General features: G+C 61.8%; 16 protein-coding genes and 2 pseudogenes. All 18 read left to right on the top strand.

Annotated elements, in window-relative coordinates:
• Positions 1-225: pseudogene (locus ABIE58_RS18810) on the top strand (FAD/NAD(P)-binding protein); the annotation flags it as partial.
• 125 nt (positions 226-350) lie between these two features.
• Positions 351-914: an FMN reductase gene (gene msuE, locus ABIE58_RS18805; RefSeq protein WP_354546191.1), complete on the top strand. Its 564-nt coding sequence runs from the start codon at positions 351-353 to the stop codon at positions 912-914.
• A 91-nt stretch (positions 915-1,005) separates the two neighbouring features.
• Positions 1,006-2,355: an LLM class flavin-dependent oxidoreductase gene (locus ABIE58_RS18800; RefSeq protein ID WP_354546190.1), complete on the top strand. Its 1,350-nt coding sequence runs from the start codon at positions 1,006-1,008 to the stop codon at positions 2,353-2,355.
• Positions 2,356-2,367: 12 nt separating this feature from the next.
• Positions 2,368-3,204 carry an ABC transporter permease gene (locus ABIE58_RS18795; RefSeq protein ID WP_354546189.1) on the top strand — a complete coding sequence of 279 codons (837 nt, stop codon included), beginning with the start codon at positions 2,368-2,370 and terminating at the stop codon, positions 3,202-3,204.
• Positions 3,205-3,241: 37 nt separating this feature from the next.
• Complete coding sequence (locus tag ABIE58_RS18790) at positions 3,242-4,219, top strand: ABC transporter substrate-binding protein (RefSeq protein ID WP_354546188.1); 978 nt, start codon at positions 3,242-3,244, stop codon at positions 4,217-4,219.
• A gap of 10 nt (positions 4,220-4,229) precedes the next feature.
• Positions 4,230-5,000, top strand: a complete 771-nt coding sequence (locus ABIE58_RS18785; RefSeq protein ID WP_354546187.1) for an ABC transporter ATP-binding protein — start codon at positions 4,230-4,232, stop codon at positions 4,998-5,000.
• 141 nt (positions 5,001-5,141) lie between these two features.
• Entirely contained in the window at positions 5,142-6,716 is a 1,575-nt protein-coding gene (locus ABIE58_RS18780; RefSeq protein ID WP_354546186.1) for an ABC transporter substrate-binding protein, read from the top strand.
• Between the two features lie 76 nt (positions 6,717-6,792).
• Positions 6,793-7,776, top strand: a complete 984-nt coding sequence (locus ABIE58_RS18775; RefSeq protein WP_354546185.1) for an ABC transporter permease — start codon at positions 6,793-6,795, stop codon at positions 7,774-7,776.
• A 1-nt stretch (position 7,777) separates the two neighbouring features.
• Complete coding sequence (locus tag ABIE58_RS18770) at positions 7,778-8,728, top strand: ABC transporter permease (protein WP_354546184.1); 951 nt, start codon at positions 7,778-7,780, stop codon at positions 8,726-8,728.
• Between the two features lie 641 nt (positions 8,729-9,369).
• Positions 9,370-10,362: an ABC transporter ATP-binding protein gene (locus ABIE58_RS18765; protein ID WP_354546183.1), complete on the top strand. Its 993-nt coding sequence runs from the start codon at positions 9,370-9,372 to the stop codon at positions 10,360-10,362.
• Positions 10,359-11,324, top strand: coding sequence for an ABC transporter ATP-binding protein (locus tag ABIE58_RS18760; protein ID WP_354546182.1), 966 nt, complete (start codon positions 10,359-10,361; stop codon positions 11,322-11,324). Before ABIE58_RS18765 ends, ABIE58_RS18760 begins: the two co-directional genes overlap by 4 nt.
• Before the next feature lie 206 nt (positions 11,325-11,530).
• A pseudogene (locus ABIE58_RS18755) lies at positions 11,531-12,219 on the top strand (IS5 family transposase); the annotation flags it as partial.
• 64 nt (positions 12,220-12,283) lie between these two features.
• Positions 12,284-12,691: a hypothetical protein gene (locus tag ABIE58_RS18750; RefSeq protein WP_354546181.1), complete on the top strand. Its 408-nt coding sequence runs from the start codon at positions 12,284-12,286 to the stop codon at positions 12,689-12,691.
• On the top strand, positions 12,688-14,328 hold the full coding sequence (locus tag ABIE58_RS18745) for a sodium:solute symporter family protein (RefSeq protein ID WP_354546180.1): 1,641 nt from the start codon (positions 12,688-12,690) through the stop codon (positions 14,326-14,328). Before ABIE58_RS18750 ends, ABIE58_RS18745 begins: the two co-directional genes overlap by 4 nt.
• 5 nt (positions 14,329-14,333) lie before the next feature.
• Positions 14,334-14,825, top strand: a complete 492-nt coding sequence (locus tag ABIE58_RS18740; protein WP_354546178.1) for a hypothetical protein — start codon at positions 14,334-14,336, stop codon at positions 14,823-14,825.
• 24 nt (positions 14,826-14,849) lie between these two features.
• The gene (locus tag ABIE58_RS18735) at positions 14,850-15,611 is read left to right on the top strand and encodes a haloacid dehalogenase type II (RefSeq protein ID WP_354546177.1); all 762 of its coding nucleotides are present in this window, start codon (positions 14,850-14,852) and stop codon (positions 15,609-15,611) included.
• Positions 15,612-15,694: 83 nt separating this feature from the next.
• Positions 15,695-15,883 carry a nitrate/nitrite transporter NrtS gene (gene nrtS / locus ABIE58_RS18730; RefSeq protein WP_354546176.1) on the top strand — a complete coding sequence of 63 codons (189 nt, stop codon included), beginning with the start codon at positions 15,695-15,697 and terminating at the stop codon, positions 15,881-15,883.
• 160 nt (positions 15,884-16,043) lie between these two features.
• Positions 16,044-16,625, top strand: coding sequence for a TetR/AcrR family transcriptional regulator (locus ABIE58_RS18725; RefSeq protein WP_354546175.1), 582 nt, complete (start codon positions 16,044-16,046; stop codon positions 16,623-16,625).
• Positions 16,626-16,976: the final 351 nt, after the last annotated feature.

Genomic DNA, 16,976 nt, shown 5'->3' with positions numbered 1-16,976 from the left:
GGGCTGGCGCGGCTCGATCCGCTGCGCCTTGGCCTCGACACCACCCCCGGTGCCCGCGTCATCGCCCGCGGCGGCGTGGCCTCGCGCCGCCTCTACGCCATCGGCCCCTGCGCGCGCGGCGCACTCTGGGAAATCACCGCGATTCCCGACATCCGCCAACAGACCTTCCGACTGGCGAATGAGGTCTTCAAGGCCGCACAGCTTGCCCCGGTCGAGGGGGGCTGACGTTCTCCTCAAGGGGGTCCGGGCGATGCGAACACCCTCTTAACAGCATCGTCTTTGGAATGGAGAAACTTGTGCGAAGACGATAGAACTTAATCACGACAGACATAATCGTGAAAGGTGATCAAATGGCTCATATCGTCGGATTCGCGGGGAGTTTCAGCAGCCCCTCCCGCACCCGCGCCCTGGTGCAGGCCGCCGTCGATGACGCGGCGCAGAGGACGGGCCTTGAGGGGCTGGTGTTCGATCTGGGCGATCTGGGCCCGTCCTTGGGCACTGCCCAGCACCTCTTTGATCTCGCAAACGGCGCGCGCGACCTGGTGTTGAGCCTGCTTGACGCCGACGCGATCGTGATCGGAAGCCCGGTCTACAAGGGCAGCTATACCGGCCTTTTCAAGCATCTCTTTGATCTGATCGAACCAGAAGCATTGCGCGGCAAGCCCACCCTGCTGACGGCCACGGGGGGCGGGCACCGGCATGCGCTGGTGATCGAGCATCAGTTGCGACCGCTCTTCGGCTTTTTCGAGGCCAATGTCGTGCCGACCGGCGTCTATGCGGCCTCCTCCGATCTGCAAGACGGGCGCATCGCATCGCCTGACATCGCAACCCGGTTGGAGGGGGCCGTCAGCCAGCTTGTCGCGGCGATTGCCCCCGCAAAAGAGGCCGCAAGACCCAGATCCGCCGCCGCTTAAGCGGCAATACCCCACAATTCCGGCCTGCCACCCTGAGCGCACCCCCGCGTCAGGCAATGGCGGAGCCATGTCAAAACCAAAGGAGACTCCCATGACCAGACAAATCAAACTTGGCGCCTTCCTGCCCGGTGGCGGGCAGCATGTCGCCGCCTGGCGGCACCCGGAGGCGCGCGCCGATGGGGCCACAAGCCTTGAGTATCACATCAAGCTGGCCAAGACCGCAGAGCGCGGCTTGTTCGATGCCTATTTCCTCGCCGACGGCCTTGCCACCAATGGTGCGGGCCGCGAGGGCGGCAGCGCCAAGATTGCCGGGTTCGAGCCGCTGACGCTGTTCGCGGCGCTGGCCACGCAGACCACGCATCTGGGCTTTATCGCCACCAACACCACCACCTATGAAGAGCCCTACACGGTTGCGCGCAAATTCGCCTCGCTCGATCTGATCTCGGGCGGGCGCGCGGGCTGGAACGTGGTGACCACCGCGACCGGGGAGGCGGCGCAGAACTTCAACCTTGAGCAGCAGATATCCCATGCCGACCGTTATGATCGCGCGCGCGAGCATGTCGCGGTGGTCAAGAAGCTGTGGGATAGTTTCGAGGATGATGCCTTTATCCGCGACAAGGATAGCGGCACGTTCTACGACCCCGAAAAGCTGCATGACGCCGCGCATGTCGGCACGCATTTCCGGGTCAAGGGCGCGCTCAATGTCTCGCGCAGCCCGCAAGGGCATCCGGTGGTGGTGCAGGCCGGGCAATCCGAGGCCGGGCGCGATCTGGCGGCTGAGAGTGCCGAGGTGATCTTTACCGCGCATCAGCGGCTGGACACGGCACAGGAATTCTATCGCGACATCAAGGCGCGCGCCGCCGCCAAGGGGCGCAACCCCGATCACGTGCTGATCATGCCCGGTGTCGCGCCCTTTGTCGGGGAAACCGAGGCCGAGGCGCGCGCGAAATACGCGCAACTGACCGATCTGATCGTCGAGGCGGATGGCCTCGCGCTGCTCAACGGGCTGGCGGGTGGCACGCTCGATCTCAAGGGCTTTGATCTTGACGGGCCGCTGCCGCCCTCGCCCGAGACCGAGGGCATGAAAAGCCGTCAGGCGCTGATCCGCCAGATTGCCGATGATAACGGCTTCAGCATCCGACAGCTTTACCAGCATATCGCCACCGCGCGCGGGCATCTGACGCTGATCGGCACGCCGGTTCAGATCGTCGATACCTTGCAAGAGTGGTTCGAGAACGAGGGCGCCGACGGCTTCAACATACTGCCGCCGTGGCTGCCGGGGGGGCTCGATGATTTCATCGCGCTGGTGACGCCGGAATTGCAGCGCCGCGGCCTCTTTCGCACGTCTTACGAGGGCCGCACCCTGCGCGAGAACCTTGGCCTGCCCTTTCCGGTCAACCGCCACGCCGCCGCGCGCGGCGCGACGCTGGCCGCCGAGTAAAAGGAGATTTCAATGACCTATCAAATTTCAGACCTGAGCGACCGGCCCCATAGCGGGCCGGTCCATTCCCCCGCCATATCCGCGCTGACGCGGCGCGCGCGCTCTGCGCTCTCGGATTACGGCCTGCTGGTCGCGTTTTTCGCGGGCTGGCATGTGGCCAGCGTCGCGGGCTGGCTCAACCCGGCGGTGTTTCCGCCGCCTGATCGCATCGTGCAGGCGCTTTGGGGGGGTATTTCCTCGGGCAAGCTGATCGACGATATCGGCATTTCGCTGCAACGCTCGGGGCTGGCCTTTGGCGCGGCGATTTTGCTTGGCATCCCGCTGGGCCTCTTCATGGGGCAGATCCGCGCGGTGGAACGTGCGCTCGACCCGATCCTGCAACTTTTCCGGCAGACCTCGGCGCTGGCGCTTTACCCGGTGTTCATCCTGCTGCTGGGGCTGGGCGAGGCATCGAAGGTGTTCGTGATCTTCTGGGCGACGCTCTTTCCGATCCTTCTGGCCACCATCGGCGGCGTCAAGGAGGTGGACGGCAAGCTGATCGAGATGGCGCGCACCTTTGGCGCGTCGCGCGCCACGGTGTTTCGTCGCGTCGTGCTGCCGGCCTCGGTGCCTGCCATCTTCGTGGGGCTGCGCCTCTCGGCCACAACCGCGCTGCTGTTGCTGATCGCCGCCGAGATGATCGGCGCCAACAAGGGCCTCGGGTTTCAGGTGATGAACGCGCAATACAATTTCCAGATCCCGCTGATGTTCGCCGCGATCTTCCTGCTGGCCTTTCTCGGCCTTGCCGCGAACTGGGTTCTGGTTGTGCTGCAACGGCGCCTGTGCCGCTGGAGCCTGATCCGACACTGACCTTTCCCTTCCCAACCAACCTAAAAGGACCAAACAGATGAAACATACGTTCCAATCCCTCATCGCCGGTGTGGCGCTCTCGTTCACCGCCGTCACCGCGCAGGCCGAGGATGTGACCCTGCGCTATCTCAGCTATCATGGTGGCGTTGCCGCGCATGAGCTTGCAAAAGAGCTTGGCTATTTCGACGGCACCGGCATCACGTTCGAGGGCGTCGGATATGCGGGCGGCGGGCCCGAGTCGCTTTTTGCGCTGGCCGCAGGCAGTGTTGATATCGGCTCGGCGGCGACCTCGGCGATCATCAATTCCATCGCGGGGGGCAATGATTTCGTCGCCGCCTATCCGACCAATGGCATCAATGACGACGCGCAGTCGGTCTTTCACGTGCTCGAGGACAGCCCGATCACATCCATCACCGATATCAAGGGCAAGACCATCGCGGTGAACACGCTTGGCGCGCATCTTGATTACACCATCCGCGAGGCGCTGCATCAGCAGGGCCTGCCGCAGGACGCCGCCAATCTGGTGGTCGTGCCGGGGCCGCAACTGGAACAGGTGCTGCGCTCGGGCCAGGTGGATATCGCCGCGTTCGGTTATTGGCAGACCACGTTTGAAGGGGCCGCGCGCGCGGGTGGCGGGCTGCGCAAGGTGTTTGACGACACCGATGTTCTGGGCGAAATCGCGGGCGGCTTTACCGTGCTGCGCCGTGATTGGGTTGACGCGCACCCCGAGGCCGCGAAACAGTTCGTGACGCAATCGGCCCGCGCGCTTGATTATGCCCGCGAAAACCCCGAGGAAACCCGCGAAATCATCGCCAAGCTGCTTGAGGCGCGCGATGAAAACCCCGAGGTTGCCAAGTTTTTCGCAGGCTACGGCGTGCGTGAAGGCGGCCTGCCGGTAGAACGCGACGTGCAATTCTGGATCGACGTTCTGGTGCGCGAAGGCGCGCTGAAACAAGGCCAGCTTGCCGCCGCCGATATCCTGCTGGTCACGGGCGACGCGCCCGCCACCAACTGAGGCAGGTGGCATGACGCTGGTGCAAACACAGGCGAAAGGGGAGGTCACGATCCGTGACCTCACCAAAAGCTACAGCATCGACGGCCAGGCGCTGACGGTGCTGAAAAACATCACCCTCGATATTCGCGGTGGCGAAAGCCTTGCCATCGTGGGCGCGAGCGGCTCGGGCAAGACGACGCTGTTGCGCGTTCTGGCCGGGCTGGAAGAGCCGGACACCGGCGCGGTGCTGATCGACGGCGCGCCGGTTCACGGGCTGGGGCGCGAGCGCGCGGTGATCTTTCAGGAACCGCGCCTGCTGCCTTGGCTGACGGTGCTGGGCAACGTGGCTTTCGGGCTAGAGGTGCAGGGCGTGCCGAAACCCGAGGCGGCGGAGCGCGCGCGCCGCTTCATCCGCCTTGTAGGCCTGACAGAGTTCGAATCTGCCTGGCCAAGGCAGCTTTCGGGTGGCATGGCGCAACGGGTGGGCATCGCCCGCGCGCTGACCGTGCAGCCTGAAATCCTGTTGCTGGATGAACCGCTTGGCGCGCTGGATGCGATGACCAAGATGACCATGCAGGAAGAGCTGACCCGCATCTGGGCCGAGGAACGCGTGACCATGGTGCTTGTCACCCATGATCTGGAAGAGGCGATCTTTCTCGCCGACCGCGTGCTTGTCCTGCCAAAGGCCAAGGGCGGTGCGGTGCGCCTCATCGACATCGACCTGCCCCGCCCGCGCGACCGCAACGACCCGGCCTTCGTCGGGCATCGCAGGCAGCTTATGGCAGAGTTCGGGCTGCACTAAGGCAATCCGGCCAGCGATCAGGTTGGCCGGATTTGCCGTTTGTGAAATATTCGAAACAACGTGGTTGATGCGCGTGCAAGCTCGGTTACAGTCGGGGCTTGGGCCGATGCATCTGCGCGTGCCAAAAGACGGAGAGAGATTATGAAAACGACACTTCTACTGACGGCGGCGCTTCTGGCCGGGACGACCCTGAGCGCCTCGGCCGAGACCATGCGCTGGGCGCGGGCGGGGGATTCGCTGACGCTCGATCCCCATGCGCAGAACGAGGGGCCGACCCACACCCTCGCGCATCAGATCTACGAGCCGCTGATCATCCGCGACACGACCGGCGCGTTCGAGGCGGCACTTGCCACCGATTGGGCCCCCAAGGCGGATGATCCCAATGTGTGGGTGTTCACCCTGCGCCAGGGCGTGACCTATCACGACGGGGCCGCGTTTACCGCCGAGGATGTGGTGTTTTCCATCAACCGCGCCAAATCGGAACAGTCGCGGATGAAGGAATTGCTGGCCTCGGTGGTGGAGGTGCGCGCGGTGGATGATCACACCGTAGAATTCGTCACCGACGGGCCGAATCCGATTCTGCCGTCGAACCTGACCAACCTGTTCATCATGGATAGCGGCTGGGCCGAGGCCAATGGCGTGGTCAAGGTGCAGGACATGGATGGCGGCGAGACGACCTTTGCCGCGACCAATGCCAACGGCACCGGGGCGTATAAACTGCTGAGCCGCGAGCCGGACGTGAAAACGGTGATGACGCGCAATGAGGATTACTGGGGCAAGGGCCAGTTCCCGCTGGAGGTGAGCGAGATCGTCTATACCCCGATCCAGAACGCCGCCACGCGGGTGGCCGCGCTGCTCTCGGGCGAGGTGGATTTCATCCAGGATGTGCCGGTGCAGGATTTGCAGCGGGTGGCGGGCACCGATGGCCTTGTGGTCAAGACCGCACCGCAGAACCGGACGATCTTTTTCGGGCTGAACCAGGGCCCCGACGATATCCCCAACGACAATGTCGAGGGCAAGAACCCGCTGGCGGATGTACGCGTGCGCGAGGCGATGAACCTTGCGATCAATCGCGATGCCATCCGCCAGGTAGTGATGCGCGGCCAGAGCCAGCCTGCGGGCATCATAGCCCCGCCCTTTGTCAATGGCTGGACTGCGGCGATGGATACGCCGCGCACCGATCTGGCCCGCGCCAAGGCGCTGATGGAAGAGGCAGGCTATGGCGACGGGTTCTCGATCCAGCTTGATTGCCCGAATGACCGCTACATCAACGATGAGGCGATCTGTCAGGCCGCTGTCGGCATGTTTGGCCAGATCGGCATCACCGTCAATCTCGACGCCAAGCCCAAGGCGCAGCATTTCCCGCTGATCTCCTCTGGCGGCACCGATTTCTATATGCTGGGCTGGGGCGTGCCGACCTATGACAGCGAGTATATCTTCAACTTCCTCGTGCATACGCGCGGCGAAGAGCGTGGCAGTTGGAACGGCACCGGCTATTCCAACCCCGCGCTTGACGCCAAGATCGTGAGCCTTGCCTCGGAAACCGATCTTGAGGCGCGCAACGCGACCATCGCCGAGATCTGGAATACGGTGCAGGACGAGGTACTCTATCTGCCGATCCACCACCAGGTGCTGAACTGGGGGATGACCGACAAGATGGGGATCGAGGTCAGCCCCGAGGATGACCCGAAGGTGAAATACTTTACCGTCAACTGAACGCGGGCGGGCGGCGGGCGATGTGCCTGCCGCCCCTGCCTGATCCCTGTGCCTGATCCCCGAACCGGAGCCTGCCATGCTGGCCTATATCATCCAACGCGCCGCGCAATCGGTGCTGGTTCTGCTGGTTGTGGGGCTGGTGGCCTTCGCCATGTTCCGGTTCGTGGGCGATCCGGTTGACGCCATGCTGGGGCAGGAACGCACCCAGGCCGATATCGCGCGGCTCACCGCCGAGCTGGGCCTTGATAAGCCCTTTCCGGTGCAATACTGGCGTTTTCTCGAACAGGCGGTGCAGGGTAATTTCGGGCTGAGCTACCGGCAGGGGCGGCCCGTTTCGGAAATCCTTGTCGAGCGGCTTCCGGCGACGCTGGAACTTGCCTTCGTGTCGGGCGTTCTGGCGCTGGCGGGGGGCATTGCGCTGGGAATTTTCACGGCGATCTGGCGGCGGGGGATTTCGGCCAATGTCATCATGACACTGTCGCTGATCGGGGTGTCGCTGCCCACGTTCCTCATCGGTATCCTGCTGATTTACCTCTTCTCGGTAGAGCTTGGCTGGCTGCCCAGTTTCGGGCGCGGCGAGGTCACGCGCATCGGCTGGTGGACCACGGGGTTTTTGACGGAAAGCGGGCTCAAGGCGCTGATATTGCCCGCGATCACGCTGGGCCTGTTCCAGATGACGCTGATCATGCGGCTGGTGCGCACCGAGATGCTGGAGGTCCTGCGGATGGAATATATCCGTTTCGCCCGCGCCCGTGGCATCCGGGAGAAATCCATCAATTTCCGCCACGCGCTCAAGAACACGCTGGTGCCGGTCATCACCATTACCGGCCTGCAACTGGGCGCGATCATCGCGTTTGCGATCATCACCGAGACGGTGTTTCAATGGCCCGGCGTGGGGCTTCTTTTCATCAACGCGATCCAGTTCGTGGATATCCCCGTGATGGCCGCGTATCTTATGCTGATCTCGGTGATGTTCGTGGGCATCAACCTGATCGTCGACATGCTCTATTTCGCGATCGATCCGCGCCTGCGCGCCGACCGCACCGCAGGGGGGCACTGACATGGCCGAGACACGGATCGAGACGCCGGACGCGCGCCCCTCGCGCCTGCGCCGCATGTGGGAGAGCGATTTCATCTGGTCGTTCCGCCATTCGCCGGTGGCGGTGGTGTCTTTCGCGGTGGTGCTGCTGATGATGCTGGGCGCGCTCTTCGCGCCGCTCATCGCACCGCATGACCCGTTCAACCCGGCCACGCTCAACCTGATGAACGGGTTTACCCCGCCGGGGCAGGCCAACCAGTTCACCGGCGAATTCTTCGTGCTGGGCACCGACGATCAGGGGCGCGACGTGTTCTCGACCATCCTTTACGGGATGCGGATATCGCTTTTCGTGGGGCTGGCGGCGGTGTTTCTGGCGATGCTGATCGGCGTCACCGTGGGGCTGATGGCGGGCTATCTGGGTGGCTGGACCGAGACGATCATCATGCGCATCGCCGATGTGCAACTGACCTTTCCCGCCATTCTGGTGGCGATGCTGATCTTTGGCATCGCCAAGGGCATCACCCCGCCGGAACATCGCGACGCGATGGCGATCTGGGTCCTGATCCTTGCCATTGGCCTGTCGGATTGGGTGCAGTTCGCCCGCGTGGTGCGCGGCGCGACGCTGGTGGAAAAGAACAAGGAATACGTGCAGGCGGCACGGCTGATCGGGCGCACGCCGTTCTCGATCATGCTGCGCCATATCCTGCCCAATGTGCTCAACCCGGTGTTGGTGATCGCGACGATTTCACTGGCGCTGGCGATCATCGCCGAGGCGACGCTGTCGTTTCTGGGCGTGGGCGCGCCGCCCACCAAGCCGTCGCTCGGCACGCTCATTCGCATCGGGCAGGAATTCATGTTCTCGGGCGAGTGGTGGATCCTGTTCTTCCCGGCGATGACATTGCTGGCGCTGGCGCTGTCGATCAACCTGCTGGGCGACTGGCTGCGCGACGCGCTGAACCCGAGGTTGAGATGATGGAAATCTCATCATCAATTATTCAATCACCTTATGTAGGTTGGATAATCTCATTTTTTCTTGGCTTGCTCGCCTCCTTTTTGCTTTGGTGGATAAATGCGCACTTTTTAACACCCTCCATTGTATTTCCTAAGGAAATTGTAGAGCGAGAACTTAAGAGTGGTAGTTCATTTTATCAGTGCTGCTTTAAGAATGTTGGTCGCCGGGAAATAGTTGATGTTCAAATTCATGCAAGAATTGGTATCAAAAATTTCAAGGGCGCAAGTGGTTGGGCTTATCATTCAGTAGTAACTAATGCCTCTTCGGTTCCTAGCTTAAAGCCTAAAGAAAGGAGATTGGTAAGACTATTTGATACACGAGAAGAGATTGATTTTATTGATAAGCCATCTATGTCCCTCCGAGCTGAGATTAAGAAGTGCAATTCACTGCGAGAAATTCTTAGTCTGGGAGCGGACGCAAAAGTTACCATCCACGTTTTCGGATATGATGTCTTTAGTGGTGCCCGAAAGCATCAACCATCTAAAGGATACCGACTGCGAGACTTAACAATCGGGCGGTATGAAGACATGGACGTGGTTCAGGATCAAAAACCATGGGCTTCCCATCAGCACACCCACAAAGCAAGCGGAGTTGAGATAAAGATGTCCTCCCCCGTCCTTTCTGTCCGCGATCTTGTCGTTGAAATCCCCACGCGGCATGGCATCCTGCGCCCCGTCGATCATGTGAGCTATGATATCGCAGCGGGCGAAATCCTTGGCGTGGTGGGGGAATCGGGCGCTGGAAAATCCATGACCGGCAACGCGGTGATTGGCCTGCTTGATCCGCCCGCGCGCATTGCCTCGGGCGAGGTGTTGCTGAGCGGGCAACCGGTGCAGTCGCTCAGGGGCGACGCGCTGCGGCGGCTTCGGGGCAAGCGGATGGGGATGGTTTTCCAAGACCCGCTGACCTCGCTCAACCCGCTCTTGACCATCGGCGACCAACTGACGGAAACCATCCTCGAGCATCTCGACGTGAGCCAGACCGAGGCCCGCCGCCGCGCCATTGCGGCATTGGACGAGGTCGGCATCCCGGCGGCAATCCAGCGCATCGGCAGCTATCCGCACGAGTTTTCCGGCGGGATGCGGCAGCGGGTGGTGATCGCGCTGGCGCTTTGTGCCGAGCCTGATCTGGTGATCGCCGACGAACCGACCACCGCGCTTGATGTCAGCGTGCAGGCGCAGATCATCGTGCTGCTGAAACGGCTGTGCCGCGAGCGGGGCGTGGCGGTGATGCTGGTCACGCATGACATGGGCGTCATCGCCGAGGCCGCCGACCGGGTGGCGGTGATGTATGCCGGGCGGCTGGCAGAGCTTGGCCCGGTGCGCGAGGTTCTGGGCCGCGCGCGTCATCCCTATACTGCCGGTCTCATGGCCTCGACCCCGCTGGCAAGCCAGGGCCGCGCGCGGTTGCGGCAAATCCCCGGCGCGATGCCGCGGCTGGATGCGCTGCCGCCGGGCTGTGCCTTTGCCCCGCGTTGCGAGCGGGCGCAGCCGCGTTGTGCTGAGGAGCCGGGGCCGACGCTGGCGGGCTGTGACGGGCGCGCTGCCTGCTGGTTTCCGCTTGAAACGGGTGCAAAAGAAGAGGCCGAGGCATGAGCGCGATCATCAAGGTGGAAAACCTCACCCGCGTTTTCGACGTCTCGAAACCCTGGCTCAACCGGGTGATCGAACGCGTGCCCCGCGCGCTTTTGACCGCCGTGTCGGAGGTGAGTTTCGAGGTGCCCGAAAACAGCGTCTATGCGCTGGTGGGCGAGAGCGGGTCGGGCAAATCCACCATCGGCAAGATCATCGTCGGGCTGGTGTCGCCCTCCAAGGGCATGGTCGAGATTGAGGGCGTGGACCTCGCCAGCGAGACGGATGCGGCCAAGATCGACGCCGTGCGCGCCGATATCCAGATGATCTTTCAAGACCCCTATGCCAGCCTCAACCCGCGCTGGCGGGTGCGCGACATCATCGCCGAGCCGGTCGCCGCGCGCGGCGGCAAGACCGAGGGCCTTGCCGAGCGGCTTCTGGAACAGGTGGGCCTGTCGGCGCAGGATGCGGGCAAGTATCCGCATGAATTCTCCGGCGGGCAGCGGCAGCGTATCTGCATCGCGCGCGCGCTCTCGTCGGAGCCAAAGATCATCGTCTGCGACGAGCCGACATCGGCGCTTGACGTGTCGGTGCAAAGCCAGGTTCTCAACCTCATGTCGGACCTGCGCGAAGAATTCGGCCTGACCTATTTGTTTATCAGCCACGATCTGACGGTGGTGCATCACATGGCCGATGTGATCGGCGTGCTTTATTTGGGGCGGCTGGTCGAAGAGGCGCCGCGCGACCGGCTGTTCAGCGACCCCAAGCATCCCTATACGCAGATGCTGTTCGATGCCGCGCCGCGGATGGATGCCTATGGCCGCGAGGTCGATCCGCCCAAGGGCGAGATCCCCGACGCGATCAACCCGCCCTCGGGCTGTGCCTTTCATCCGCGCTGCCCGCTGGCAGTGGCGCGGTGCAGTTCCGAGCGCCCCGAGATGCGCCACATCGGCAAGACGCGCGTCGCGTGCCATCTGGCCGAATAATGCGCGCCCGCTGCGCCATAGAGATGCGCGAGGACGTTGGCTTTTGGCAAATCGGGCAGGAACGCGACCGTTTCGAGAAAGCGCCTCTTCGGCCCGCTCGGATACATCTCACCCGCAACAGCAGAAAGGAACTTCTACAACGCAGATTGCGCGGCTAACATCGCCGCAGAATGACAAACTCAAACGTCTCCGGTAAACCCGGTCTGGTTCAAGCTGTTTTCTGGCGGGTTCGGACCGGCTCACCCTGGCGCGATTTGCCGCCCGCTTTCGGGAACTGGAACAGCCAGTTCCGACGGTTCCGCAGGTGGGCCAAGGCGGGTATATTCGAGCGGCTTTTCAATGCCATGAGCGGTGACCCCCACCTTGAATACGCGCTCATCGACGGCACCATCGTTCAGGCTCACCAGAAGGCATCGGGCGCAAAAGGGGGACTCAGGCTCAGGCCATCGGGCGCTCGCGCGGCGGCCTGACGACCAAGATCGTGGCGTTGGTGGACGCGCTCGGCAATCTGGTCCGCTTCCTGCTGCTGCCCGGCCAAGCACATGACATGAAGGGCGTTGCCCCGCTCATCAGGGATGTGTCGTTCGGCGCGTTGCTGGCGGACAAGGCCTTCGATGCGAACTGGCTGCTTGAAGAGCTCGACGAACGTGGCGCGACCGCGTTCGTCGGGGATTTGATCCCCCGGATCAAATCCTGACCCTCCAAACTCCCGCCAAAGTCCAACCGGAAGCACCAGCGCGACTATGATGCCGACGCTTACAAATGGCACCATCTGGTGGAAAACTACTTCGCAAAAATAAAGGAATTCAGGGGTATAGCTACGCGCTACGACAAGACCGATTGCAGCTACGACGCCAATTGGAACCTCGCCGCAGCCCTCATCGCATCACGGTGATTGCCCACAGGCCCTAATATACTGATTTTAAACAATAGTATTTTACTTGAATTAAAATTCAAGAATGTTTACGGTTTTAAGTCACATGGCAATAGGCTGTGACGAGAAGTTCGCGGTGTGGAGGCTGCGCGTGTTCTTGCTACACAAGGGAGGAAATATCTTGAGCGCTTATCGCAAGGAAATACGGTCAACGATCGGCTTTGGTGTCGTCTACGTCCTTTTGGGGCACACTGGCCTCTGGGCCATTCTGTTGGGAACGGACGACAGCATTCGGGTTCTCGGATTGCCGATCCATTACTTCATCGCCATTACGCTGGGATCATTCGGAGTTCTGCTCTGCTCGATCGTCTGGTGCCGCTACGCCAACCTGCTCGAAGATAAAATCGAGGCCGAGAACGCAGGCGTTGTTCGTGGCGACGCAATTCCGGATGCAGGCCCTGGCAGGCTCAACTTTGCGGGGGTAGCAAAATGACCCCGGCAGACTGGCAGATCCAGAACATCTGGCTGGGCCTCGGCATTACGGTCGCCGTCTTCAGCTTGTATTACGCCGTGGCGCTCTTCAACAACAAGAAGACCGCCAATGCGACCGATCTTTACCTCGCCGGGCGGTCGATCGGCCCGTTTGTCAACTCGCTTGCAGCCTCGTCCACCTGGATGAGCGTTGCCACGTTCCTGGGCGTGGTTGCCCTCATCCAACAATTGCACCTGCCCTTCGTCTACATGTGGGTGCAGTTGATCCTCAGCGTGCCTCTGCTGGTCATGCTCTACGGCGCGTCACTCTACCGAATGGAGGTTTTCACCTCGGTGCATTTCGTCCAGACGCGTTATGGCCGAAACACCGCGTTTTTGGCCGCCGCATGGATGCTGCTGATCATGCTGATGTACATGGTCGGTCAGTTCATCGGCATCGCCAAAGTCTTCGAGGTTCTACTCGGGCTGCCCTATACGCCCTCGCTGATCCTCTCGGCCATGGTGATCACCGGTTACATCACCATCGGTGGCATGAAGGGCGCAACCTATAACGACGCGATCCAGATGGTCATCATGATGATTGCCCTGATCGTGCCGCTGGCCGCGATCCTCAAGGCAATGGGTGTGCCCGGTTTCTGGTTTCCGCCGCTGGGCTATGGCAGCCTGACCGACACACTGCTGGAGCGCATCCCCACCTTCTTCGACCTGAAGTTCGAGGCGCGGTTCTATCTCTCGCTGTTCGTCGCGCTGACGATCGGGACGCTGGGCTTGCCGCAATTGGCGCAGCGGGTGCTGACCTCCGAGAACATCAAGTCCGCACGGCGTGTAGTGCCGTGGTTCTGCCTCTGGGTCGGGATGATGTTTCTCGGCACCTATGCGATGGGCATCGCCGGCGTCTATCACTTCGCGCTGATCGGCCAAGAGCTGACGCCCGAGGCCGCCGACAAGACCACCCTGCTGCTCAATCTAGCCTACAATCCCGAATGGGTTTCGGCCTTTGTTATCGCGGGCGTTCTGGCGGCGGGTGTGTCGACCATCGCCGGGCTGATGATCGGCGTAGCAACGGTGGTGGGCCACGATATAGTCGGAGTGTTGCGCCCACAGTTGAGCGAGAAAAAGCAGCTGCGCTACGGCTACTTTGCCCTGGCAGGAACTGGCGTGGTGTCGCTTCTGGTGTCGCTCGACCCGCCGGCATTCCTGATCACCTCGATCTTCTGGGCCTTTGGTCTCTGCGCCACCGCGATCACGCCGATGGTGGTGCTGGGAGTCTGGTCTACGCGGATCAACGTCTGGGGTGCCTTCATCGGCAGCCTGGTTTCCGGCATGCTCTACATCCTGCTGTCGCCCTACATCCTGCCAGAACTTTCCCTGGGGACAGGGTTGGTGGCCAAGTTGGGCTTTGCGACTTCGCTGATCTCGGTGCCGGTCGGGTTTATCCTGACGATCTTGGTGTCGCTAATCGCCGAGAGCGTCAAACGCGAAGCGGCGGCCCTGGAACGCCACCGCGCGCAAGACATGGTCGAGCGGATGCACGGCTGGGCGAATGTCACCCGCGCCCGCTATGACAGTAGCCAATGGTTACTGATCCTGGCCGCGCTCTGGGTGCCGGTCATGCTGTGGGGACTGGTGCCGTGGTGAACGCTATGACTGCAACTGAAAACCGCTGGCAGGTCGTTCTCGGCATGCCGGTCGCGGGGTTACTTTGGAGCCTCGCTACCCTTATCGCCCGCGGCCCCGAGGTGGTGGCACTGGGCATCCCCATGACTGAAGCTCTCGTCTACATTTCTCTCGGCGGTATGGCGCAAACCTTATTGTTGTGGGTGGGCTTCACCTTCGTCATCTGGGCGATGACCCGCGCCTTCGGGGGCAAGGTGGCCATCTTACGACTTCTGGCACTGGTATCAGGCTCCGCACCGGTTCTCTGGGCGGGGGCACCCGCCACCGCCTATTGGATTTACGGCACCGCAGGACAGACCGCGATTGCCGCAACATTGTGCCTCACCGCGTTGGCTTTGTTCCTGCGTGGCCTGGCCAAGGACCTGGCAATCGACCTCGGCTGGCCCGCCTCGCGCGCAGCCGCGGTCGTCGCCACAGCAACCATCTTCCTGGCTAGCTTCACCTTTCTGGCCATCTGACATTCAACTCCGAGGAGACCCAACATGACAATCGACGCTTTCGTCTTCGACGCATACGGCACGCTCTATGACGTCCAATCTATCTCGAAAGTCACCAGCGAGGAATTTCCCGAACACGGCGCGCTGATCACCCAAGTCTGGCGGCTGAAGCAGCTGGAATACACCTGGCTGCGCTCGATAATGGGCTGTTATCGCAGCTTCTGGGAGATCACCGAGGAGTCGCTGATCTATACGCTCGACGCCATCGGCATCGGTGCCGACAAAGCCACCCGCGACCGGATCATGGACAAGTACCTGCATCTGGCCCCCCATGCCGATTGCCTGACCGCGCTGGACGCGCTCCAGGGCGTGCCGCTGGCGATCCTGTCGAACGGCAATCAGGAGATCCTCGATGCGCTCGTCACAAACACCGGGCTGGACAGTCGTCTGCAAGCTGTCATCAGCATCGACAAGGCGGGCATCTTCAAGCCCCATGACAAGGCCTACGGGCTGGTCGAAGACGCGCTGAACGTGAAGCCCGAGAACACGGTGTTCGTCTCGTCGAACGCGTTCGACGCTTGCGCGGCGAAGAACTTCGGCTTTCAGGTCGCGTGGATCGAACGGGTGACGCCCGAAGCGCTTGCCGCCGAGATTGCCGCGGCGGAAGTGGTTGGCCCATCGACGATGTTCAAGCTCTTGCGCATGCAGATGGAAAACTTCGATATGGAACCCGATCATCGTCTGGCTTCGCTCGATGACCTAGCGGGGCTGATCAAGCCGACGCAACCGGCCAACATGAACGCATGAGCGATCAGGGGCCCGCTGGGGGCGCTTGCACCGGCTTCTGGAAAATAGCCTGCAATAGGCGCGTCGTCCGGCGTGCCTCGCGGGTGGCCGTTCTGGTGGGCATCGTTCTGGCGGCAATCAATCATGGAGACCGCATCCTGGGCGGCGAGATCGACATCGCCTCCGCCTTCAAGATCTTGCTGACCTTCTGCGTTCCCTATGCGGTGTCGACCTACTCGTCGGTGCTGGCGGTGCGCGATCTTGCCGCCCACTCAAGGCAGGCTCTCAGCTGAGTAAAAGGTGGGTCCGCGGTCATTCGTGGACCTCTCCATAAAGCGGGATCGTGCCGGACGCGCACGCGCCCTGTACGAACCGCGCGCACTGCAATATAAGTAGCTTGGATCATGAGTTGCTTGGATCCGACGGATAGCATTGGAAATTTCGGGGTCTGACATGGGGCGACACAGAGAGTTCGACGAAGAGAAGGCACTGGACGGCGCGATCGAGGTATTCTGGCGCCGCGGCTACTCCGGCGCGCCCATTCAGGAGATCTGCGATGCGATGGGGCTAAATCCCGGCAGCGTCTACTCTGCCTTCGGCAACAAGAATGGGTTGTTTCTGGCGGTGATCCGGCGCTACCTCGACAGCATCAACCGGCCCGGGCTTGACCTATTGGCATCCAGCGCCTCCGGTTTGGACGGCATCCGTGCCTATTTCGATTACATCGCCGAGGGGATTGTCAATGGCAACCGGCGTTGGGGATGTCTGGGAACCAATGCCTTCGTCGAGCTCAAGGAGTCGGACGATGACGTGGCGGAGATCATGTCACAACACCTGATCCGCCTCGAGACCGCTTTTCATGACGCCTTGATCCGGGACATGGTGGGAGACCCCGAGGCCAAGGCAAAATACCTGCTTTGCGTAGCGCAGGGCCTGAACGTCATCGCCAAGACCTCGCTTGACCGGCAGACGATTCAAACAGTCATTGACTCCGCCATGATATGTCTCACCCCGCCGAGACTGGCCGCAAAATAAATCACCGGACAGCCCCGTTCCCAAAATCGGGCGGGGCACTCCTGTTTCACCGTGAGCGTTTCCTGGCCCGCACCTTCTCAATTCTCACCTGACCTGAGATTTCGCACCTGACGGAGATTAGGGCAGGCTGCCGGTCGTGCGGAACGCCAGGCCGCACTCGGCATGGTGCATCGTCACTCACCGGGATCCACCCGCAAGCTGACTCTCGAGGCAGCTAATACCAACGGCCTTTACTGGTGACTCCCTGGGGATTCCGTTGAGGCCTTTGCCGTGATTCACTGTCAGCAAATGATGGAGGTTTCGATGGCAGTGGCGATCACACGGACGGACATGTCGGCGCACGATCTTCGG

Source organism: Roseovarius sp. MBR-78 (genome assembly GCF_040547535.1).
Classification (GTDB): Bacteria; Pseudomonadota; Alphaproteobacteria; order Rhodobacterales; family Rhodobacteraceae; genus Roseovarius.
The sequence above is the reverse complement of the archived record's forward strand: the minus strand, read 5'-3'. Positions and strand labels throughout refer to the sequence as shown.